The 22,691-nt window shown below is 58.3% G+C and carries 15 protein-coding genes and 4 pseudogenes; 10 read left to right on the forward strand and 9 right to left on the reverse strand.

Annotated elements, in window-relative coordinates; translation table 11 throughout:
• Window positions 1-120: 120 nt before the first annotated feature.
• The 3 genes from BLU75_RS06195 to BLU75_RS06205 all read left to right on the forward strand — a co-directional run bounded on the left by BLU75_RS06195 (window position 121) and on the right by BLU75_RS06205 (window position 4,722).
• Window positions 121-2,598, forward strand: a complete 2,478-nt coding sequence (locus BLU75_RS06195) for a fimbria/pilus outer membrane usher protein (protein WP_231982622.1) — start codon at window positions 121-123, stop codon at window positions 2,596-2,598.
• Window positions 2,599-2,623: 25 nt separating this feature from the next.
• The gene (locus BLU75_RS06200; protein WP_084377621.1) at window positions 2,624-3,937 is read left to right on the forward strand and encodes a fimbrial protein; all 1,314 of its coding nucleotides are present in this window, start codon (window positions 2,624-2,626) and stop codon (window positions 3,935-3,937) included.
• A 77-nt stretch (window positions 3,938-4,014) separates the two neighbouring features.
• A complete protein-coding gene (locus BLU75_RS06205) occupies window positions 4,015-4,722 on the forward strand; it encodes a fimbrial biogenesis chaperone (RefSeq protein ID WP_231982623.1) in 708 nt (235 codons plus the stop codon).
• A 284-nt stretch (window positions 4,723-5,006) separates the two neighbouring features.
• Here the strand turns inward: BLU75_RS06205 and BLU75_RS06210 are convergent.
• Together BLU75_RS06210 and BLU75_RS06215 are read right to left on the reverse strand one after the other, a co-directional pair.
• Window positions 5,007-5,159: pseudogene (locus BLU75_RS06210) on the reverse strand (tyrosine-type recombinase/integrase); the annotation flags it as partial.
• A gap of 83 nt (window positions 5,160-5,242) precedes the next feature.
• Window positions 5,243-5,605 (reverse strand): winged helix-turn-helix transcriptional regulator, encoded by a 363-nt coding sequence (locus BLU75_RS06215; protein ID WP_084377787.1) that lies wholly within the window; start codon window positions 5,603-5,605, stop codon window positions 5,243-5,245.
• Between the two features lie 114 nt (window positions 5,606-5,719).
• Here BLU75_RS06215 and BLU75_RS06220 point away from each other — a divergent pair, with 114 nt between their 5' ends.
• The 3 genes from BLU75_RS06220 to BLU75_RS06230 all read left to right on the forward strand — a co-directional run bounded on the left by BLU75_RS06220 (window position 5,720) and on the right by BLU75_RS06230 (window position 8,407).
• Window positions 5,720-6,454, forward strand: coding sequence for an SDR family NAD(P)-dependent oxidoreductase (locus tag BLU75_RS06220; RefSeq protein ID WP_084377627.1), 735 nt, complete (start codon window positions 5,720-5,722; stop codon window positions 6,452-6,454).
• A gap of 72 nt (window positions 6,455-6,526) precedes the next feature.
• Window positions 6,527-7,126 (forward strand): NADPH-dependent F420 reductase, encoded by a 600-nt coding sequence (locus BLU75_RS06225; protein WP_084377629.1) that lies wholly within the window; start codon window positions 6,527-6,529, stop codon window positions 7,124-7,126.
• A 126-nt stretch (window positions 7,127-7,252) separates the two neighbouring features.
• The gene (locus BLU75_RS06230) at window positions 7,253-8,407 is read left to right on the forward strand and encodes an epoxide hydrolase family protein (protein ID WP_084377631.1); all 1,155 of its coding nucleotides are present in this window, start codon (window positions 7,253-7,255) and stop codon (window positions 8,405-8,407) included.
• 114 nt (window positions 8,408-8,521) lie between these two features.
• On the opposite strand, the pseudogene BLU75_RS06235 reads toward BLU75_RS06230, so the two are convergent.
• The 3 pseudogenes from BLU75_RS06235 to BLU75_RS28245 all read right to left on the reverse strand — a co-directional run.
• Window positions 8,522-8,692: pseudogene (locus tag BLU75_RS06235) on the reverse strand (transposase domain-containing protein); the annotation flags it as partial.
• Window positions 8,676-9,197 (reverse strand): annotated as a pseudogene (locus BLU75_RS28240) (methyl-accepting chemotaxis protein); the annotation flags it as partial. The pseudogenes BLU75_RS06235 and BLU75_RS28240, both read right to left, overlap by 17 nt.
• Window positions 9,198-9,587: 390 nt before the next feature.
• Window positions 9,588-10,982 (reverse strand): annotated as a pseudogene (locus BLU75_RS28245) (cache domain-containing protein); the annotation flags it as partial.
• On the opposite strand from BLU75_RS28245, the gene BLU75_RS06245 reads away from it, so the two are divergent.
• Window positions 10,903-13,434 carry a heavy metal translocating P-type ATPase gene (locus tag BLU75_RS06245; protein WP_084377635.1) on the forward strand — a complete coding sequence of 844 codons (2,532 nt, stop codon included), beginning with the start codon at window positions 10,903-10,905 and terminating at the stop codon, window positions 13,432-13,434. The pseudogene BLU75_RS28245 and the gene BLU75_RS06245 sit on opposite strands and share 80 nt — an antisense overlap.
• 24 nt (window positions 13,435-13,458) lie before the next feature.
• Here the strand turns inward: BLU75_RS06245 and BLU75_RS06250 are convergent, their stop codons facing one another.
• Window positions 13,459-14,694 carry a DUF1835 domain-containing protein gene (locus BLU75_RS06250; RefSeq protein WP_084377637.1) on the reverse strand — a complete coding sequence of 412 codons (1,236 nt, stop codon included), beginning with the start codon at window positions 14,692-14,694 and terminating at the stop codon, window positions 13,459-13,461.
• A gap of 316 nt (window positions 14,695-15,010) precedes the next feature.
• Between BLU75_RS06250 and BLU75_RS06255 the strand changes: the two genes are divergently transcribed.
• Window positions 15,011-16,021 carry a GlxA family transcriptional regulator gene (locus BLU75_RS06255; RefSeq protein WP_084377639.1) on the forward strand — a complete coding sequence of 337 codons (1,011 nt, stop codon included), beginning with the start codon at window positions 15,011-15,013 and terminating at the stop codon, window positions 16,019-16,021.
• A 6-nt stretch (window positions 16,022-16,027) separates the two neighbouring features.
• On the opposite strand, the gene BLU75_RS06260 is transcribed toward BLU75_RS06255, so the two are convergent.
• Entirely contained in the window at window positions 16,028-17,272 is a 1,245-nt protein-coding gene (locus BLU75_RS06260) for a methionine gamma-lyase (RefSeq protein ID WP_084377641.1), read from the reverse strand.
• A 123-nt stretch (window positions 17,273-17,395) separates the two neighbouring features.
• Here BLU75_RS06260 and BLU75_RS06265 point away from each other — a divergent pair, with 123 nt between their 5' ends.
• Entirely contained in the window at window positions 17,396-17,866 is a 471-nt protein-coding gene (locus BLU75_RS06265; RefSeq protein ID WP_084377643.1) for an Lrp/AsnC family transcriptional regulator, read from the forward strand.
• Here BLU75_RS06265 and pmrG read toward each other — a convergent pair.
• Window positions 17,821-18,540, reverse strand: a complete 720-nt coding sequence (gene pmrG / locus BLU75_RS06270) for a lipopolysaccharide core heptose(II)-phosphate phosphatase PmrG (RefSeq protein WP_231982624.1) — start codon at window positions 18,538-18,540, stop codon at window positions 17,821-17,823. The two genes, BLU75_RS06265 and pmrG, sit on opposite strands and share 46 nt — an antisense overlap.
• Before the next feature lie 394 nt (window positions 18,541-18,934).
• On the opposite strand from pmrG, the gene BLU75_RS06275 reads away from it, so the two are divergent.
• Window positions 18,935-20,398: a hypothetical protein gene (locus tag BLU75_RS06275; RefSeq protein ID WP_084377647.1), complete on the forward strand. Its 1,464-nt coding sequence runs from the start codon at window positions 18,935-18,937 to the stop codon at window positions 20,396-20,398.
• A gap of 101 nt (window positions 20,399-20,499) precedes the next feature.
• On the opposite strand, the gene BLU75_RS06280 is transcribed toward BLU75_RS06275, so the two are convergent.
• Window positions 20,500-22,689, reverse strand: coding sequence for a lipase family protein (locus BLU75_RS06280; RefSeq protein ID WP_084377649.1), 2,190 nt, complete (start codon window positions 22,687-22,689; stop codon window positions 20,500-20,502).
• Between the last annotated feature and the right edge of the window lie 2 nt (window positions 22,690-22,691).

Below are 22,691 nucleotides of genomic sequence, written 5' to 3' on the forward strand. Positions count from 1 at the left end.
ATCTCGACTTTGCTGTGGTTGCGATATCTCGTACGACTATCTTCGATCACTACCATTGGTCTACTGTGCCCTGGCTTTGCTCTGGCAGCCACCTCCGCTTCAACGTCAAACGATCCCTATGTGTTCGATGACAATATGATGTTCGGTAATGGTTCACTGTCGCGCTTCAACCAGATCAACGCCATTGAGCCAGGGCAATATAAGGTCGACCTGTTTATCAATAATCGTTTCGTGGATCGTGTTGACTTGCGCTTTGTCGACTTGGGTGACGGTGATGTACAGCCCTGCCTGTCCGCGACATTGCTTGAAAGCTCCGGCGTACTCAAAAGTGCCATTCATGATACCGACAATAGCCAATGCCTGATCCTGTCAAAAGCGGTAGAGGGGGCATCCACCGCATTTGATTTTTCTTTATTAAGGCTGGATTTGAGGGTGCCGCAAAGTCTGATGCTGAACACTCCGCGTGGTTACGTGGCTCCGCAAAATCTGGATGCCGGTAGCACCATCGGTTTCGTCAACTACAGCGCCAGCCAGTACCATGTGACTCGCACTGGCAGCTACAGCAGCAGTTCAGACTCCAGCTATCTGGCTCTCAACAGTGGCTTGAACGTTGGTCTCTGGCGCCTGCGCCAACAAGGTAATCTGCGTTACGGCAATGACAACGGTAAACACTGGAACACCACCCGTACCTACGCCCAGCGGGCGTTGCCCGGACTAAAAGGTGACTTGACCGTAGGTCAGGGCTTTACTTCAGGGCGTTTTTTCTCGGGGTTGAGCTACACGGGGATGGAACTCGCGTCCGACGACCGCATGCTGCCCGAATCAATGCGTGGTTATGCACCGACCGTGCGAGGAATCGCTACAACCAACGCGCAGGTAATCGTCCGCCAGAACGGCAATGATATTTATCAGACCACCGTGGCGCCGGGCCCTTTCGAAATCAACGACCTCTACTCGACCAGCTACAACGGCGACCTGGAAGTGTCTGTGATCGAAGCTGATGGCAGCATCAGCAGCTTCACCGTACCGTTCTCGGCGATTCCGGAGTCGTTGCGCCCGGGCATATCACGTTACAGCGTAGCTCTGGGACAAAGCCGGGATTTGGGCGACCACGACCCGTTCAGCGAGATAACTTACCAGCGCGGCCTGACCAACAGCGTCACCGCCAACAGCGGTTTGCGCATCGCTGAAGGGTATCAAGCGTTCGTAATTGGCGGAGTGTATGCCAGTACTTTCGGCGCGTTCGGTCTGGACACTACCTACTCTCGGGCCGACTTGCCGACCGAAGGCCAGTTGGATGGCTGGATGGCACGCCTGTCTTATAGCCGGACTTTCCAGCCGACCAATACCACGCTGTCGATCGCCGGTTACCGCTATTCCACCGAAGGTTATCGCGACTTGGGGGATGTGTTCGGAGTGCGCGAGTCGATCCGCAATCACGAAACCTGGGAGTCGACGAGTTATATGCAACGCTCGCGCTTCGAGGTATCGGTCAACCAAAGCCTTGATGACTTAGGTAACGTGTTTTTGTCCGGGTCCACTCAGGATTACCGCAATGGCCGCGAGCGCGATACACAGTTACAGTTTGGCTGGGCCAACACCCTGCGCAACAACGTCAGCCTCAACCTCTCGGTATCCCGGCAAAGCACCGGCAGCTATCTCAATCGCCGAAGTGGCAACTACGACGACCAGCTCGGCAATAATGTGCCGAACAACGGCGTGGGTACTACTCGCACGGCTGGCAGTAACGAAACCGTCACCCTCCTGTCCGTGTCTTTCCCGCTCGGCAGCCCAGCCCAGCCCAATGTGCCATCACTGAGCAGTTCGGTAACGCATAGCTCGGTCTCCGGCAGCATGTACCAGACATCATTATCCGGTACTCAAGGCACGGACCAATCGTTGAGTTACAGCATGGACGTGTCCCGTGACGCGCAACAAAAACGGAACGTGTGGAGCGGGAGCCTCCAAAAGTACCTTCCCTACGCGTCAGTCAACGCCAGCGCCTCCAAAGGCCAGGACTACTGGCAGGCTTCAGGCAGCGCCCGCGGCGCCCTGGCCATACACGGCGGTGGTGTAACGTTGGGCCCGTATTTGGGCGACACCTTTGCCCTGGTCGAAGCCAAGGGTGCCAGTGGTGCTAAAGTCATGAACGGCATGGGTGCCGAAATCGATAGCCATGGTTATGCTCTGGTGCCGTCACTGACGCCTTACCGTTACAACACCGTGGCCATCAACCCGGAAGGCATGAATGAGAAAACTGAGCTCGATAACGGTCAGCTCCGCGTTGCACCTTATGCCGGAGCGGCAGTCAAGGTGACGTTCAAAACTCGCGTCGGCAACGCAATTTTGGTCAAGGTCTTGCGCAGCGACGGCGAAGCCGTGCCCATGGGGGCTGACGTACTGGACGACAGCAACAGCATCATAGGCATGGTTGGCCAAGGCAGTCAGGCCTACCTGCGCACCGATAAGCTCAAAGGCACTCTGAGCGTACGCTGGGGTGAAAGCCCTGGTGAACAGTGCGCGATGAATTTCGACCTGGCTCACCAGGATGTTAGCCAAGTGTTGATCAAGATCGACAGTGAGTGCCGTATTCCGTGATCCTTTTTCAGACGACGAGCTACCTATGACTTTCTCTCGCCCATTACTCAGCTTGCTGCTGGCCTTCGGCGCGGTTGTTGTGTCTGACGCTCAGGCAACTTGTAAGCGAATCTACAATGGCATTCAGGTGGCGGATGGGTATTCGGCGCAATTGCCCTTCGGTCGGGTCAATCTTTCCTCCAGCTACCTGCAGCCCGTCGGCACCCCTTTGGGTTCAGTCGTGGTTTCGCCAGCCGCGGCCCCCGGGCTGACCAGTGAAACCGTCCTGTGGGAATGCGATCTCAGTGATGCAGACAGCATCTACGAAGTGTTCGCCACCAATGGTGATGACCGCGTGGGTGGCCACTGGGAAATCGGAAACGGTTCAGGTACTACGATCAATGATGGTCTGCCCGGTTACTATGCTACCTGGTTCCCTTATGTCGGGATCAAGCTGACTCATCTGAATTCGGGGCTGGTGTATTCGCGCTACTGGCAGCAGGCTAAAATTACCGCGTACGACACCGTGGGTGCCAAGATCCAGGTCAAGGCCAAGCACTTGAGCATGGTCCAGGCTGATCTGGCACGCGTGTCCAGCCTCCCGCCCACGTCGGGCTCGGGCAGCAACTGGTGCGGCGGCATGGCCACTACTTCGGGGAGTGGTGTTTATAATTATGCCTGCACCCAGCCCAACGGCTATATCCAGTTCCGTGGCGGCGGTATCGTTTCAGACGCGGTAGGTTCGGATTCCAATACCAATTACTACTTTTGGGGCCAATATAACGGTATTGCTTTCGGTATGCGCTCAGCCGCAACCATCAGTTACACCGCCACGTGCGTGGCTCGTAACGTCACGCCGGTAGTGACCTTTATGCCAATAACTGCCGCAGAACTCAGCCAGGGCATGACTCGCAGTAGCGACTTCACCATAGATCTTGAATGCAGCAATACTGCCAGTTCAGGGACTGCAACCAATCAGACTGCGCTGGGTATTCAAGTCTCTCAAAGTGCATATGCACAAGCCCAATCTCTGGGCCTCGTTACCAGTGGTGGTGGAGTCACTCATCTGCTATCCAACGGCTATGGTAGCGACTCCTCAGTGGCTACCGGGGTCGGTATCAGTTTGCAAAACGCCAGTAACGGCACAGCCATGAACTTTTTGGGGTGGTCGAGCACTGGCACGGGAGCCTCCGGTGGATGGTACCCGGTACTGGCGGGCGCCAGCAGCAGCGGTAGCAATATGTCGGGATACACCAATTACTCGCAAACCATCACTGCAACCCTCAGTGCGCTGCCCGGTTTGACGGTTAAGCCGGGGAAAGTCAACGCGACAGCCTACGTATTGGTGAAAGTGCAATGATCAGGTACAAACTCGTCCCACTGCTGATCTGGGCATGTCTCACTGTAAATGTGACTCAAATCGCTCAGGCGGGAGTTATGCCCGAAAAAACCCGTCTAATTTTCGATGAAGGACAATCCCATCGCTCACTGATGCTCGCCAATACCAATGCCTACCCGGTGGTTGTACAAACCTGGGTCGATAACGGCGAGGGTAATCAAGCCCCGGAAAATACCGTATCAACAATGGTCGCCTTACCCTCTGTGTTCCGCCTGCAGCCAGGGGCCTTGCAAGGTTTGCGCATTGTTTATGACGGCAGCTCGCTCCCAAAAGACCGAGAGTCTGTCAGTTGGTTAAACATTTACGAGATTCCGCCTGCCAAAGCCAGCGCGCCTCTGATCGCCACTCAAGTCGCGGTGGCCATGAACACGCAAATGAAAATTTTTTACCGCCCGGCCAACTTGCCCAGCACGCCTGAACAGATGGCTGCCACTCTGACCTTTAGCCTAAAGCAGCAGAGCGATGGATGGGTACTGATATGTCACAACCCAACGCCGTATCACGCATCGTTCTCTTCACTACGCTTAGTGGCTCAAGGGCACGATCAACCAGTGGCCAAGACACCCGACATGATGACCCCACCTCTCAGTGACAAGGCTTACTCACTGGAAGCACTCAACCTCGGCGGCTTAATCGGACTGGCGGTAAATTACACGCTGATTGATGATGAAGGTCACTATCATGATGGTAGCGCAACAGTGCAGACTGAGTCAGGCCGGGCTTTGCCTTCATCGCCTCATCTGTGACATTGACCATGACTGTATTCTTGGTAGTGAATGGGTAGTTAATTGATATGGGCTTCAAGCCAATTTTGGCGGACGCTAATGGACGTTGGCAGGAGGTTGGATCAGTATTTACACAGATTGTGGGTGTGGTACTGGATGGCGAAGGACGCCGTGGGACTTATATTCACCGTTATGGGGCGCTAGGGGGGCGAGTGTTCGAGTCACGCCGTCCCGACCATATCTTCAATGACGTAGGCCAATGTTCACAGCATTGGCCTTTTTCATGTGCGTGACTTGTCGTTTCTTCACGCCTGCTTCCTCTTCAAAATTGTCAGGACCGGTCCGCGAGAATCGGTCGCTGATACCATGTTCGCAGCTTCAATCAGATGCCCGCGCTCGGCGCCCGAGTAATGACGGGTGATGCTGCCATTCTTGTGTCCGAGCAAAGTTTTCCGATCTCCGGTGCCAGCTTCAGAGTTCGATCTTCCACCCTCCCACGAATGCGACGGGGCGTCCGACCCAGCGGTGCTTTAGCATCCTGCTAGGGCAACGTGTCGCGCTTGGCGAAGATGCTTGCCATTTCCTCCGCGTTCTCGGTTCCCCAGGTGCACAACGGGACGATCGCGTCAGCCAGGCTGCGGCCGAGCGGGGTCAGCGTGTAGTCCACACGCGGGGGCACTTCTTTGTGGTCGGTCCGCGCCAGCACATGATCGGCTTCCAGGTCCTTCAATTGCTGGATCAGCACCTTGTCACTGACGCCCGGGATCAAACGCTTGAGCTCGCCGTAGCGCTTCGGGCCGTCGCGCAGGAAAAACAAGACCAGCGGTTTCCACTTGCCCGAGATGATGCGCAGCGTGGCGTTGAGCCCGCATCCAGTACCGCAGATTTCAGAATTCGTCGTCATTTTTTTGATACTTACCAAAAGGTGCATACTTGTCCTTAGGTTAGCAGAGCTGCATCCTCGTCCTCAAGCAAGCAATTTCCTGCTTGGGTACAACTCCAACGAAGGATGCACGACATGACCAAACTGAATGGAAAGACCGCCGTGATCACCGGCGGCGCTACCGGCATCGGCCGCGCCGCAGCAAAACGCTTCATCGAGGAGGGCGCCTTCGTCTTCATCTTCGGCCGCCGGCAGGAAGCGCTCGACGCCGCTGTGGCCGATCTCGGGCCCAATGCCCGCGCGGTGAAGGGCTCGGTCTCCGATCTTGCCGACCTCGACCGACTCTACGCGGCGGTGAAGGCCGAGCGCGAAACCCTCGACATCGTCTTCGCCAATGCCGGGGCGGGAAGCCAGCTTGCGCTCGGCAAGATCACCGCCGAGCACATTGACGAAATCTTTGACACCAACGTGAAGGGTTTGATCTTCACGGTTCAGAAGGCGCTGCCGCTGATGGGACAGGGCGGTTCGATAATCCTGACCGGATCGAGCGCTGGCACCACGGGCGCCCCAGCATTCAGCGCCTACAGCGCGAGCAAGGCGGCAGTGCGCAACCTCGCGCGGTCCTGGGCGGAGGACCTGAAGGGTACCGGCATCCGGGTAAACGTGCTGTCGCCCGGGCCGACGGCGACCGAACTCGCGAAGGAAGCGCTGGGCGAGGAAGGCATGAAGGTCTTCGCCTCGATGAATCCACTCCAGCGCATGGCCGATCCGCTGGAAATCGGAGCGGTGGCCACCTTTCTCGCGTCGCAGGACAGCAGCTTCATGACCGCCAGCGAGGTCGCCGTCGACGGCGGCTTGGCTCAAATCTGACTCGCTGCGCCCGGCTGGTCACTCCATTCGATATTCGGAGCCGGTTGGGTGTGGTAAACGTAAGGAGAATATATGAGCTACGCAATTATCGGCTTCGGCAAGCTCGGCCAGGCGCTTGCCAAGGCGTTTGCCAGAAGCGGCATCGAAGTCTCCGTTGCAACCACCCGCGACCCGGAAAGCTTTGCATCCGCTGCGGCTGCGATCGGACCCGAGATCATTCCCAAAACACTGGCGGAAGCCGTCAAGGCGGACATCGTCTTTTTGGCGGTCCGTTACGAGTCGCACCGGGATGTCGCGAAGGCGCTGCCGACCTGGAAGGACAAGTCCATCATCGATATGACCAATGCCTACGGCGTGTCCCCTGAGGCGCTGGGAGGGCAGCCTTCTTCCAAGGTCGTCGCACAGGCCTTCACGGGTGCAAGACTGGTTAAGGGCTTCAACCATTTGGTCGCTGCCGTCCTTGACCAGGATCCAGCCGTACAGGGTGGCAGGCGAGTTGTGTTCCTGGCGAGCGACGATGAAGGCGCTACAGCGGAGATCGGTGCGCTTGCGGAAAAACTCGGTTTCTCGCCGATCAAACTTGGTGGACTTTCGGAAGGTGGACTGCTTGTGCAGGCGCGCGGAAACAGCTGGGGTCAACTGATCTTTAAGGACTTGGTCAAGTTCGACTGATGAATTGTGATCGCAAATTTTGATGCGATCCTGCCTCATGGACCAAGGACGGCTACAGTCTGATTGACGCGAGGGCGACGTCGGCAGTAAGCCGTACCCCATCCTATCCAGTAACAGAGAATCGTCATGTCTATCCGCCCTTTCACGCTTGCCATTACGACTGAGCAGCTAGACGACCTTGATCGGCGCCTGCGCTCTTCACGCTTGCCAGACACCTTGGCCGCGGATAGTTGGGATGACGGTACTGATGTAAGTTTTCTTGCGCGCCTCCTGGATTATTGGAGCAATCACTATGATTGGCGCATTCATGAACAGCGAATAAATCGGTTGCCACAGTTCCTGGCGGAAATTGACGGCGAGGAGATTCATTTTCTGCATCAGCGGGGGATTGGGCCAAAGACCATGCCCCTGATAATTACCCACGGCTGGCCGGGCTCCTTCTTAGAGATGGAGCGCTTGCTTGCGCTTCTAACTGATCCTGCGAAATATGGGGGGCATGCCTCAGATGCTTTTGATGTAGTCGTACCCTCTCTACCAGGCTACGGTTGCTCTCCTGCCCCGACCAAAGCGGGTATCAGTTCCAAGCAAATCGCGAGTCTATGGGCATCGTTGATGGGAGAACTGGGCTACGATCGATTTGGCGCTCAGGGAGGAGATATCGGTGCTGGTGTCTCAATGTGGCTCGCTCGTAACTACGGCCCCAACTTGATAGGTGCCCATCTCAATTATATCCCGGGTAGTTTCAGGCCAGCTCTAGAGGGAGGGCGAGATGCCTTGAGCGAAGAAGAACAGGACTTTCTGAATCGAAGCAGCCAATTCGCGGCGACCGAAGGTGCTTACGCTGCTTTACACGGTACGAAACCTCAAACCCTGGCTTTCGCACTTTCGGACTCGCCAGCGGGTCTTGCTGCGTGGATTATCGAAAAATTCCACTCATGGGTAGATCATCCCAACGACCTTGAACAAGTAGTCTCGTTTGACGCTCTCATCAGCGACATAGCGCTTTATTGGTTCAGCGGGAGCATTCAAGCAACCTTGAGGCTATACAAGGAAAATCGACTTAATCCGCTCGTTTTCGAAGCCAATGAGCGAGTGGAGGCTCCGTTGGGTGTGGCGTTATTTCCGAAAGAGCTGCCCATGCCACCACGCAGCTGGGTCGAGCGCGTATTTCATGTCCACCGTTGGGAGCATATGGAACGTGGCGGTCATTTCGCAGCGCTAGAACAGCCCGAAATCCTTGCTGAAGAGATCAGGGCATTCTTTAGACCTTTAAGGCGCTAGATCCATCGCAATTCCTATGACGTGCAACGAACGCAGCTAGTGAGCCGCGTTCGACTTCAAGCTAACTGGATCACCCATGCAGTTTGACTGTCCGCTGAGGTCACCTTGCATCGTTTAGTCAGGCACCCAGTGATGAGGCAGCAACTGATCAATTTCACTCGCCCGCGGCGTCGGCAGGCGTGTGAGAACATCCTTCAGATACGCGTATGGGTCATGGCCATTGAGCCGCGCAGACTGGATCAAACCCGTGATCGTCGCCGCCCGTTTTCTAGAACTTGAATCGCCCCACCAATCCCTTCAACTGCCCGGAAATATCCGTCAGACGTCCCGAGCCGGTCTGCGCCGAGTGGGCGAATTCCTCGACCAGTTGCGCATCGGAATGAATCTGCGCGATGTGCCGGTTGATGTCTTCCGCCACTTGGTGCTGTTCTTCGGCCGCCGTGGCGATCTGGGTGTTCTGGTCGCGAATCGAATCCACCGAGGTGCGGATCTTGTCGAAACTGTCCCGGGCCTGCTGGATGCGATCGACGCTGGTCTGCGACACCAGCAGGCTGCTTTGCATCTGTTGGGTCACTTCCTGGGTGCGGCGTGCGAGGTTGCCCAGCAGGCTGTCGATCTCGCCGGTGGAGTCGGCGGTGCGGCGGGCGAGGGCGCGCACTTCGTCGGCGACCACCGCAAAGCCGCGGCCCTGGTCGCCGGCCCGTGCAGCTTCGATGGCGGCGTTGAGGGCCAGCAAGTTGGTTTGTTCGGCAATCGAGCGGATGGTGTCGAGGATGGTGTTGATGTTCTTGCTGTCCTGCTCGAGCGCCTGCATGGTCTGGGTCGACTTTTGCAGGTCCTCGCTGAGTTTCAGCACGCTGCCGGTGGCTTCGCCGATGTGCTGCTGTCCGTCGTGCACATCGCGGTAACCCGCGTCCGCGCTGGTGGCGGCCGCGCTGCAGGAGCGGGCCACTTCGTTGGCGGTAGCGACCATCTCGTTGAATGCAGTGCTCACCAACTCGACGGCCTGACGCTGGCGTCCGGCGGCTTCGTTCATGTTCTGGGCCACTTCGCTGGTGTCGGCCGCCGCGCTTTGCAGGTCGGTAGAGGCACTGCCGATGCGCTGCACCAGCTGCGCGATCATGCTCAGGAACTGGTTGAACCAGCTCGCCAGGGTGGCGGTTTCATCTTTACCTTGCACCGTGAGCTTGCGGGTCAGGTCACCTTCACCTTCGGCAATTTCCTGCAGGCCATTGGCAACGCCACGGATCGGCCGCACGATCACGCTGGCGAAGCTTGCGCCGACGATGGCGAAGACCACGGCCAGGGCGGCGGCGATGACGGCGATCAACCAGGTCAGGCTGGAGGCCTCGGCCATTACTTCGTCGCGCTTGATCAAGCCGATGAAGCGCCAGCCCAGGCCTTTGGAGGTAACCAGGTTAGCCATGTAGGGCACGCCGTCGATTTCAATCTCGGTCACGCCGTCGCCGTTCTTGGCCAGTTCGGCGTAGTTGGGGCCGATGTCGGCCAATGGTTTGAAATTGTGCTTGGCGTCGCTGGGGTCTACCAGGACGTTGCCGTTGGCTTCGACCAGCATCAGGTAGCCGCTGTCACCCAGCTTGATCTCCTTGACCAGTTCGGTCAGTTGCTTGAGCGACACGTCCAGGCCGACAACGCCTACCAGTTTCCCGGCGGTGTCGGAAACCGTATGGACGATGCCGATCAACGAAACATCGTCCGGCGCCCAGTAATAGGCGTCCGTGCGCACGGTGGTGCCCGGCGCGGCGACGGCGGCCTTGTACCAAGGGCGCAAGCGTGGGTCGTAGTTGGTGATCTTGGGGTCGTCAGGCCAGCTGGCATAACCTCCGTCGGCCAGCCCAAGGGACAGATACGCGGTGGTCGGGTGCGTCTTGGCGAACCGGTCGAAGATCTCCAGCAGCTGTTTGTTGTTTTCGGGGAGTGGAATTTGTGCCGCGTCGGCCCCGGAATAGATCTTCAGGTCCTTGGCCGTGACGATCCGCGGGTCCTTAGCGAAGAATTCGACGTTCTGGCTGATGCCATCGAAGAACTGTTTCATGCCGTTGTCGATCTGGCGGATTTCCCGGCCGCTGCTGTCAAGGAAGTTGGTCTGCGCCGCGTCGCGCAGATTCAGTACAACCAGCACTGCCACCAGGATGACCGGGAGGCAGGCAATGGTTGCGAACGCCCATGTCAGCTTCTGTTTGATGTTCATGACTTCACCCGCAGATATTTTATAAGTGTTGGAACGGCAGAAAACCGGTAGCGGTGAGCATTGAACGTTGTTTAGGCAATTCGCCCAGGCTGACTCTGAGCATATCGACTGAAAACGTGGGTACTTGAGGGCCGTTCGCCGTCTCCAGGTTAGGCCCCGCTGACGTCGCAGTCGTGGATCAGGGTGATCTCCAGCCCTTTGATAGCAATATCCCAAAGACCTTGACCTTCCCACACCGGTAAGCTTCAGGCTTGCTTGATCAGCAACATTCAAGGGGCATTCAATGGCTACGGTTTCCCACCCGCAAAGTTCCAATCCCTCCAGCGCGTCGGGCACGCGTCTGAGCCTGCCGGTCGAGGGCATGACATGCGCGTCCTGCGTCGGTCGTGTCGAACGGGCGTTGAAAGCGGTTCCTGGCGTGTACAAGGCCGCAGTCAATCTCGCCACTGAACGGGCCGACGTTACCTTCACCGGCGTGACCGATCCGCAAGCGGTGGTGCATGCAATAGAGCGCGCTGGCTACAGCGTGCGTGAAGAGACTAGTCATCTCGCGATAGAGGGCATGACGTGCGCATCGTGTGTGGGGCGTGTCGAGAAGGCGTTGGCAAAGATTCCTGGCGTGCTTGAGGCCAATGTCAACTTGGCCACGGAGCGCGCGCGGGTGCGCCATCTGGCCGGTGTCGTCTGCGTGGCCGATCTGGAGGTCGCGGTGAAAAAGGCCGGTTACACCGCCCGTCACCTGTCCGCCGAGGCGCCGAATGAGGGCGATCAGGATACTGCACGGCGTGACGACGAAGCGCGGGCGTTGCAGCGCTCCATGTGGGTTGCAGCGATTCTCACCTTGCCGGTCTTCGTCCTTGAGATGGGTTCGCACCTGATCCCCGCCCTGCATCATTGGGTGATGGATGTCATCGGGCAGCAGATGAACTGGTATGTACAGTTCGCGCTGGCCAGCCTGGTGCTGTTCGGCCCGGGACTGCGGTTCTTCCGCAAGGGCGTGCCGGCGTTGCTGCGGGGCGCGCCAGACATGAACTCGCTGGTCTCGGTCGGTACGGCGGCGGCTTACGGTTATTCGCTGGTCGCGACCTTCGTTCCCGACATGCTGCCCCAGGGCACCGCCCACGTCTATTTCGAAGCTGCGGCGGTGATCGTCACCTTGATCCTGCTCGGCCGCACGTTGGAGGCAGGTGCCAAGGGGCGGACCTCGCAGGCGATCAAGCGGCTGGTCGGCCTTCAGGCCAAGACCGCGCGCGTCGAACGTAACGGTGCAACGCTGGAGATTGCGCTGGATCAGGTGACGACCGGTGACGTGGTATTGGTCCGTCCGGGCGAGAAGGTTCCGCTCGACGGCGAGCTCATCGAAGGCGCTTCTTATGTTGATGAAAGCATGATCAGCGGCGAGCCGGTGCCCGTGTCGAAAGAGGTGGGCGCCGAAGTCGTCGGTGGCACGCTCAACAAGACTGGCGCCTTCAGCTTTCGCGTCACCAAAGTGGGCGCCAACACCGTCCTCGCGCAGATTATCCGGTTGGTCGAGCAGGCGCAGGGTTCCAAGCTGCCGATTCAGGCGCTGGTCGACAAAGTCACAATGTGGTTCGTCCCGGTGGTGATGGCGGCGGCGATGGCGACCTTCCTGGTCTGGCTGATAGTTGGTCCGGCCCCGGCCCTGAGCTTTGCGCTGGTCAATGCGGTGGCGGTGCTCATTATTGCCTGTCCGTGTGCCATGGGGCTGGCCACACCGACCTCAATCATGGTCGGCACGGGGCGCGCCGCCGAACTCGGTGTGCTCTTTCGCAAAGGTGAAGCGTTGCAGGCGCTGCGTGATGTGACGGTGATCGCGCTCGACAAGACCGGCACGCTGACCAAAGGTCGTCCCGAGTTGACCGACCTCGTTCCCGCCGAAGGCTTTGAATACGACGAAGTGCTGGCGCTTGTGGCAGCGGTGGAAACTCGCTCTGAACATCCGATCGGCGAAGCGATTGTTCTCGCGGCACGCGACAAGGGCATCATGCTTGCACCGGTCGAGGCCTTTGCTGCCACGCCGGGCTTTGGCGTGTCGGCCACGGTCGGCGGTCGCACCGTCGCGGTGGGCGCGGACCGTTTCATGACCCAGCTTGGACTGGATGTGATGCGCTTCCAGTCAACCGCCCAGCATCTCGGCGAGCAAGGCAAAAGCCCGCTCTATGCCGCGATTGATGGGCGCTTGGCGGCGGTGATCGCGGTTGCCGACCCGATCAAGCCGACCACCCCCGAAGCGATCAAGGCTCTGCACGCGCTGGGACTCAAGGTTGCGATGATTACCGGCGACAATGCCGCCACGGCCGCGGCCATCGCCAAGCAGTTGGGCATCGATGAAGTGGCGGCCGAGGTGCTGCCCGACGGTAAGGTCGCGGCGTTGAAGCAGTTGCGCAGCCACGGCGCACGCGTCGCTTTCGTGGGGGATGGTATCAACGACGCACCGGCGCTCGCCGAGGCCGACGTTGGACTCGCCATCGGCACCGGAACTGATGTGGCAATCGAAGCCGCTGATGTGGTGCTGATGTCCGGCGATTTGCGCGGCGTGCCAAATGCTATTGCCCTTAGCCAAGCGACGATCCGCAACATCCAGCAGAACCTGTTCTGGGCTTTCGCCTACAACGCCGTGTTGATTCCAGTCGCGGCGGGTGCGCTGTACCCGGTGAACGGCACCTTGCTGTCGCCGATCTTCGCCGCGGCCGCGATGGCGCTCTCGAGTATCTTTGTGCTCGGGAATGCACTGCGGCTCAAACGCTTCCAGGCGTTGCTGAGTGTCGACCCGCAGGTGCGGAGCAAAAACTGATCCACACCGGCGGGTGGCCCCGGGTTATGCTCGCCAGACAGGCAAGCCATCCAGGTCGATCATCCAGTGGGGTTGGCCAGGCACGATATGCACGCCACCGACCCAACGCTCCTGGTTTGCATGGTCTGGCCAATAGGCTATGCCCGCGAGGACCTCAGCGCCCAGCGGGGTCAACGCCAGCATTCGGCGTGGCCATGGCAGGTGAATGTCAGACTCGGTCAGCAGTGGTTCGGGAGCGTCGATCAGCGGCCGAATCAACCCATGGAACATCATGTCTCCCAGATAGGGCAGGGGCTCAAGCCTGCCCATCAGCTCGGCGAACACCCTGGCGAACGCCACGGGGCCGGCATCGGCGATGTAGCGCAGTGACAGCCGCTCGCTCAGCGACAAGCCATCGACGGTGCCCGGCAGCTCTTGCAACTGCCGGCGTAATGCGCGCGCCAGTAACGGCAGGGCAGCGTCGGGTTCACGGGCCAGTTCGGCGAGCTTGACCGGCGAGGGCGCGCAATAGGCCGCCCACGCCCACCGTGCGCAGCGCAGCATCGACGCATCCACCCGACGCCGCTGCGGCCATAACCACGCCAACACCTCCGGGGCCAGTTGGCCGATGCCGATAAAACGTTGCACGCCGGGTATGCGGTCCACCTCAATCAGCTCGAGTCTGCTCGGCAGCTGTTCAAGGCCCGCCAGCGCACGAATCAGGAACAACTGGTCATAAGCGTCCGCTTCACACCACAACACGCTGTGCTCGGCACTGCCCAGTGCTTCAAGATGCTCATATTCGTCATCGAGCCGCCGCGCCACTTCGGTCGGATCCAGGGCGAAGGCCTGGCTGATAAAGCCGGCGCGGATCACTCGATAATCTTCGGCAGACAGTGGCTGGACGGGGCCCATGCACAGCGGATCTGTCAGCATCCGGAAGTGCCCTTTGAAGCCTGCCACGTTCAGGTTGTGAGCGATGTCATTACCGCAGCGCCAGTGGGTTGTGCGGGCTTCGTCGCTGGCCGCGAAACCGGGGTGACGGGCCGCGAAATCAATCGCGTCGACATGCGCCTTGAGCTTGGGCCAACTGCTGAATCCCAACTGTTTGGCGATCAGCCATTGGGCCTCCGCAAGTCTCGGCGTCGCGCGATGAATCAAGGCCTGCTCAGGTTCGGCCGTGGCATTTTTCATGCGTTGCAAAAGCGCCTTGGCACGCTTGCGCTGTTGCTCAAGGTTGATACGGCCGTCATGGGAGGGTGCTGCTGGACGTTGCGACATACGATCTCCTTGCACAAACCTTGTCCGCTTTAAGGTCGGGAGTCGTAGTGATGTGAAATTCAGTCAAGATCCTGGGCGCAGCCCTTTCCGCGGAGGGTGGCGTGGATGGCGCCTTAGCGCGAATATAGGCAGGGGAGTAAGGGATTGCAAGCGGTTCTATGGTCGTCAGTGGCTGATCGTTACCCGAAGGGTTGATGATCCCTGTCTGATCAAAGACGCATTCGATAACGAGTCATTACTGGCTTGAGTTAGCATGGCGTTCTGCCCGTCGGGCAATCGATAATTGCATCAACGTCACCGAGCAGGACGAACAATAATGGAAAGACGGCAATTCAGCGGCGGCATGAAAGGCAAGAACCTGCGCTATCTGAGTGAAGTGCCTGGCCAGGCGCCGCGATTGATGCGCGCCGGTTTTGTGCTGCTCGAGCACTTTTCGCTGCCGGCTTTTACCCAGGCGCTGGACACTATTGTCACCGCCAATCTGCTGCGTCCCGGCTTGTTTGCCTCGCGCACCTTCGGCCTGGGCGCTGGCGAAGTCATCAGTGACTTGGGGTTGGTGATCCGGCCGGATGCACGCATCGACCTGCCGGCCCTTCAAACGCTGGATCTGCTGGTGATTTGTGGCGGCTACCGCACGCAGCTCAAGGCCGACGAAGAATTTATCCAGTTGCTCAAGGCAGCGGCGCAGCAAGGCGTGGTCCTCGCAGGGTTATGGAATGGCGCCTGGTTCCTGGGCAAGGCCGGGGTGCTGGATGGCTATCGTTGTGCGATTCACCCGGAACACCGTCCGGCGCTGACGGAAATTGCCAAGGCCACCCAGGTCAGCAGCGAACCTTATGTGATTGATCGGGACCGGCTTACCGCCTCGAGTCCTTCGGGCGCCTTCCACATGGCGCTGGACTGGATCAAGGTATTGCACGACAAGGCGCTGGTGGAGGGCATCGAGGATATCCTGGCGTTTGAAGAGTCGCGTTATCGGCGGATAAAACCCGCGGAAAACATCTGCGTCAGCGCACCGTTGCGTGAGGTGGTGCGGCTGATGGATACCAACCTTGAAGAACCCCTGGAGCTGGAGCAACTGGCGGCATACGCCGGTCGCTCACGGCGCCAGTTGGAGCGTCTGTTTCGCGAACAATTGGGTACCACGCCGCAACGTTACTACATGGAACTGCGCATCACCGAGGCCCGGCGCCTGTTGCAGCACACCGAGCTGTCCCAGGTCGAGGTGCTGGTGGCGTGCGGGTTTGTGTCTCCCAGCCACTTCAGTAAATGCTACAGCGCCTATTTTGGCTATCGACCGTCGAGGGAAACCCGGCTGGTCAAATAGCCGCAATCAATGCGCCGGTGCCGACGCTGCCGTCGGGCGCGGAGTGCCGGTCCTGATGCATTTGTTCAGGGCTTGATGCACATCCGCCAGCAGATCCGCGACATCCTCCAAGCCCACCGACAGACGCACCAATCCCTCGGAAATACCATGCTGGACGCGTTCTTCGGGCGTATAGCTGGAGTGAGTCATGCTCGCTGGATGTTGGGCCAGCGATTCGGCGTCGCCCAGACTGACTGCGCGGCTGAACAGCTTGAGCGCATTCATGAAGCGCTTTCCGGTGGCAATGCCGCCCTTGAGTTCAAAGGCGAGCATGCCGCCGGGCAGCTTCATTTGGCGTTCAGCCAAGGCGTATTGTGGGAAACAGCGCAGTCCTGGGTAGGTCACCGACTCAACGGCCGGGTGGGCCTGCAACGCTTCGGCCACGGCCTGGGCGTTGCTGCAATGACGGTCCATGCGCAAGGCCAGGGTCTTGAGGCCGCGCATCAGCAGGAAGGCATCCTGGGGCGACAACACGGCGCCAGTCAGGTCTTTCAAGCCTTGCAGGCGAATCCGTCGCGCCAGGTCGTGGCGGCATACGGCGATCCCGGCGGTGATATCGCCGTGGCCGCTGAGGTATTTGGTGGCGGAATGCACCACCACATCGGCGCCCAGTTCCAGCGGGCGTTGCAGGTAAGGGGTGCAGTAGGTGTTGTCGACCACCAGGGTAATGCCTGGTTGTTGATGGGCGAGCGCGGCCACGGCGGCAATGTCCACCAGTTGCAGGTTGGGGTTGGCCGGGGTTTCGCAGTAGATCATGCGGGTGGCGGGGGAGAGCGCCTCGCTTAGGGCATCCAGGTCCGAAAGGTCGACATGACGCACCTTGACCCCGAATTCGCCAATGCCATGGTGCAGCAGGGCAAAGGTGCAACCGTACAGGGTCTGGCTGACGATAATTTCATCGCCAGGGCGCAGCAAGGTCCAGAACGTCGCGGCAATCGCGCCCATGCCGGAACTGAAAGCCACCGCCGCCTCACCTCCTTCCAAGGCCGCCATGCGCGATTCCAGCAGCGCCAGCGTGGGGTTGGAAATGCGCGTATAGAAGTGCCCACTTTCTTCGCCGGCAAAGCAACCTGCGCCGTATTCAACGGTGGGAAACGCAAAGGTCGCCGACAGGTAAATCGGTGGTACCAGGGCGCCATGGTGATCTTGCGGGTCATAACCATGGTGGATGGCACGGGTAGAAAAGCCCAAGGCGCTGTGTTTATTTTTCATGCGGAACTCTCCTTTTTTCCTACAATGCTATGCTCATAACCGAGGCTGAACGTTGCTTGTTTTGCCGGAAAAAAGTGCATGACTGGAATATAAATCTACAAAAACAACAATGTGAGGCAAAACATGCCCTTGAGTCTGGACCGTACCGACAAAGCGCTGCTCGATGCCTTGCAAGGCAATGCGCGCCTGACCGTGGCCGAGCTGGCCGAACGTGTTTCCCTCACCACGTCACCTTGCTGGCGCCGTGTGAAAAACCTCGAAGACAGCGGCCTGATCAGCGGCTACCAGGCGATCCTTTCGCCCAAGGCCCTGGGTTACGGGGTGACGGCGTTTGTCAGCATCATGATGGACACTCACTCCAAGGAAATCGCCCGCGCGTTTGAACAGCGTCTGCTGAACATTCCCGAAATCGTTGCCTGCCACAACGTGTCGGGGCGCTATGATTTTTTGCTGGAGGTGGTAGCCAGAGACCTGGAGTCCTTCGGCGAATTTGCCCGTGAGGTATTGCAGACATTGCCCTGCGTGAAGGAAATCTATTCGAGCTTTTCCTACAAATCGGTCAGGCCGTTGCGGGTGATACCGGTACCGGCGTAAGCGTGCAGTTGTTCAAGGGCAAGGTGCCAATCCTGACTGGCCACACTACCCAACACTTTGAGCTTGCCGTGTGCCGTCAATTCGACAAACAGCGAACTGCCGTATTCCGCATTGTCTGCGTGGGGATAACCCAGCGCCCGCTCGAGATCGCTGATGCAGCCGCTGTGGGTGACCAGCAGCAGATTGCGTCCCACGAGTTTGTGCGTATACACATCGTGCACGATGGCTCTGCCACACAGGGTCTGTCGGTCGGGTAACACGTGTACCTTGGCGAACATCAATCGCGAGGTTTGCAGGGTACGGGTAGCGGGACTGCTGAACACGTCGCTGTGGGGCATGCCCAGGGCATGGAACGCACTGCCGACGGCCGCCGCCGAAGCGCCGCCAGGGCGGGTCAGGCCATCGATAGGACCGAGGCAGGGGTTGTCGGAGCGGTCGCAACGCTCTGCGTGACGCACCAGCACGATAAGGCGGCCACTACGCCAGGCGGCCAGCGCTCCGGATGTGAGCAGGCGATGCTCCACGGCCAGGTTCTGCGGCGAACTGGGCCAGAGCATTGCGCTCGTCACCAGAAGACACAGGGCGAAGACTGCCACGAAGCGCAGCGATAACCGTTTCAGCATTTCCGCCTGGCGCCGATATGAGCCGGGATAGGTCTGGATCGCGTCAATCACACTATTCACCCTGGGGAGCCTGGCCTTGCCATGTGCGTTGGCGGGCAATCTAGAGTCGGGTGCGTGGTCGGCCAGTGAAATCGATGTGAAAAAATTGCGCTTGGTCAGGGGGACATGCCCGGGCAGAGGTTTTCATGCACCGCAAAAGGCCTATGAAGCGCAATGAGGTGACGCAAGAAGAATTGGTCTTGCCACCAAGGCGGTATCAGGGGCTTCCCGCGCTTAGGCTGAACAGCATGACCGCAGTGTCAGGGCTTGGTTGTATTAAGAGTTTTCTTTCATATACTTCGAAAGAGAACTGTACATGCATACAGTGTTGTCCTACAGTCCATCCCAGGTGAACGGATTTCACCGGGCGCCTGAAGTCAATTTTTTAACTATGGATGGATAAAAAATGAAATCGAAAAAAGCCTTTATGCTGGGTGCGGCCATGGCGGCCACCTGCTTCGCTTCGACCTTTGCCCTGGCCGAGCAATACCCTTCGCAAGCGCCGGGAAAATTATCTGTCGAGGCGGTCAGGCACGCCGTCGATAGCGCCCTCAAGGCCGGCGGCAAGGTCGAGGCTGCGGCTATGTCGGCCGCACTCAAGCAAAAACTCAAAGCAGCCAAGACCGCCAAGCCCAAGGTGCGGACTGGCAAAGCCGCCGCTGCCAACGGTGCAGCGCAGGACAAGGTGATCGGCGAGCTGAAAAAACCAAGCCAGGAGCAACTGCAAAGTGCGGCGATTGCTGCGTTTACGCCGCTGTTCCCGACCCTGGATATCAACACGCTATACACCATCACGGGGGTCGAAACCGGCGCGGAAATCGCCTACCACTTCAATCTGCCGAAAAACTCGCGTATCCAGGTGCAACTGCTGAACCAGAGTGTCGGCACCGATATGTCCTTGACCCTGTTTCACGACGACGGCCAAGGTAATCTGACGCCTCTGGGCACCGCCGACGCAGCCGGCAATGCCGATGAATACCTGGATGGCGTGCTGCCGGCCGGTGATTACTATTGGTACATGGTGGCCAATACCGCCAGCAACTCGCAGTTCAGTTTCGGCGTGGCGGTGGACAGCAATATCGATGCCTTTGAACCCAACGACACGGCACAAGCCGCGTTCGCTTTGCCGGACGCCCTGAATCAGGTGACTGGCAACCTCGACAGCGTCAACGATGTCGATTATTTCGACTTCACCTCGCTGCGTGGGCAGGGCGTTGGCATGTTTCTCGGCGATGACGAGGAGGGCAACCGCAACCAGTGGATCTTCGAGCGGTTCGACGGCAACAACTGGGTCGTCATCCAGCCCGATAATACGTCCACCTACCCGAACCTGACCCCAGGTTATACCGTCAAGGTGCGAGTACGGGCGAATCCGGCAGTGACGCTCAATCCTCAGGCGCACTACAAGCTGACGCTGGGCTCGGCGCCACGGCTGAACCAAAGCAACGTGAACGGCGACAACGTGGTGCGCATTCCCAGCTCGATCATGCAACTGGCCACCCAGGCGGCACGTAGCCTGAGCTGGAGCACCCAATGGTCGGACAGCACTGGCGAACCGCTGCGCGGCGTCACGCCAGTGCTCAGGGTCGACAAGCAGTTCGTTGACGCCGGCTACCGATGGGTCGATTACGAAGCCACGACCGGGGTTACTGGCGCGGCGTCCGGTAGTGTCAACCTGGGCACCTGCTCCGGTGACCTGCATGTGGTTTATCCAGACAGTTCGTCCGGCCAGACGTATAACTGGGATACCTGGTTCAACATGGGCGGCTGGCGGATCGAACTCAAGGAATTCCCGGGTGTCGGTGTCGGCGGCAACATCACGCAGTACGTCAGTCTGGGTCACATCTGCAGTCAGCGCATCGTGCCTTGATCGATTCATCTGCGTGAGGCGGGGGCAGTCCATCCGGACTGCCAGGAAGTAAGGGTCTTGCAGGCAACCATTTCGAAGGCGTTGCCTGCTACCGCTTTGTTTCAGACGATTGAATCAATATCAAGCGTGTGTGGAGCGCCGATTGGGCGACCTAATAGTGACGCGAATAACTCATGATCGCTTTCGACAGCGCGCGGCGCCATGGCCAATTGTTCCGCTACCCTGTTCTCTGGATGCGCCTCCCAGCGAAGCAAGTTGTCTGCCAGTACTTCAGGTTGCTGTGAAAACGAGCCGTAGACCTTCGCTTCGTCAACCTTATCCTTATGCACGGTCGCTAATCGGTCGTGGGTCTCTCGCACTTTATCGACCTCTCGGTTGAATGCATCAACTGCTGGTTCGTGGGTTTCACGATATTTGAAACTCCGCCCCCGCAAGTCATCGCGTTTACTGCGCAACTGGTCGGTAATTCGTGTCAGAGCACCATCTACGAAATCGAATTCACGGTCGGTGACCAGCGAACTCTTGAGCTTCAGCGATTCCTGCGCACGTTTAAGAGCGGCCCAGCAACTGGGGATGTAGCCACCCACCATTGAATGGTTACCGCCATGAAAAGCTTGAGAAATCAGGCCAGGCCGGTTGGGGAGTCCATTGATTTGCTGGACAGCCAGCGTGCAGGCGGCATGCTGGGTAATGGTGTCGCAACCGGGCTCCCAGAGGATCGACGATTTCTCTTTGCCTCCAAGTTCTACCGGAAAGAAGTGACGCAACTTGCCGTGGTGTTCATAGGGTTCACCGCTCAGGTTGGTGATGCCCGTAGCAAACACTGCGAGCCCCGCAGGGACGTTTACGAAAGTTAACGCTGCCCCTGTCGCATAGACGGAGGTCTTGGTGTTCATCCATGTTCCAGGCACGCTCGGCACTGGGTCGTTATGGTTGACCATGCGGTAATGCACTAAGTCAGCAGCGCCTTTTACAAAGGTAGCGTCAGCAGCTCTTGGGGAGCCGTAGGTGTACAGCACGATGTCAGCACGATACTTTTTCTGGCGGCGCAACATTTCCGAGAGCAGCAAGGTGATTGCCCCGCCCAAGCTATGGCCGCAAATAATCAGTTTCTGTCCGGTGAAAAACTTGTCGAGATATTTGGCCGTGAGGTCATAGACCTTCAGCGCAGCCTCATAGAATCCTCGATGAACCTTACCCACGCCTTCCGCAAAGGGGACTTGGAGCGCATCGGCGTCCCGAAGACCATCAGCAAACTTCTCATTGGTGCCGCGTACGGAAATCAGTACCAACTCATCGTTATGAGTGATAAACGCTTGGGTGTCGGTGTTATCAATTTGATTTCGATCATCAAGAAAATGAACACTGGCCGGATGTTCCTGTTTTTCTTCTAAATCCGGGCTGTTTGCTGGGTACAGATCAGGGTCAAACGGGACTATTTCCAAACGTTTGGAGTACGGTACATCTTCGTATAGCGGGTAGTACGCTTTGGTTTGGGCAGGGTCCGCTTTCCAGATTTCATCGAACTTCGCCAGAGCATCACCACACCAGTTACCCATGCTTGGTTTTTGTGGGAAATTTACCTTTTTGTCTCTGATTGGCGTCTTATCTGGTGCCTGACCAAATTGGTTGTAGCTTAAGGTGGCCATAATGGCGAGCTGATACAGGTTTAGCGCACAGAATTGCGAGTCGGTGGAGAGCATCGGGAGCAGGGCTCGCAATGGGCGAACTTCCAATACGTTGTGCTTGTTGGAAAGCAGGGAGACACCGCGTTCGCCGTGCTCGCGCATTAACTTGGCCCATCCCAGATTGGGTGGGTAGCGGCACTCGGCTTCAGGCGGTAAATGCGCAACATGATCAACCAAATGACGAACTTCGACTTGGCAGAAAAAGTCTGCACAGGCTTGCGCGGGGTTGCTTTGAGTCCGCGAGCCGTCTTTATGGGAGTAGCGAGTTTGCTCGGCGCGGACTTGAAGTTCGGTTATCGGGAGTGGGTAGTGGGGCCTTTCAAGTAGATACTCATAAAATTCTTTACCACCTCGATACTGTTCTTTGATAATTAACGCTATGGGACCTGCAAAGTGGTTTTCTACCTTGCCTGCCCCGGTACTGTCGAGTAGGCCTTTGTGGGAGTACCCCTCTGTATCGATAACCTCATAGGCCAGTCCCGCATAGGGTAGCCCCTCGCCCGACTCATCAACTAACTGAAAGCTGGTCCAGCGGCCTTGAACCGGACAGGTGAACATACGACTGTTTAACGGGTGCTTTAATTGCGCATCCAAATTGCTCATTA

Source organism: Pseudomonas mucidolens (genome assembly GCF_900106045.1).
Taxonomy (GTDB): Bacteria; Pseudomonadota; Gammaproteobacteria; order Pseudomonadales; family Pseudomonadaceae; genus Aquipseudomonas; species Aquipseudomonas mucidolens.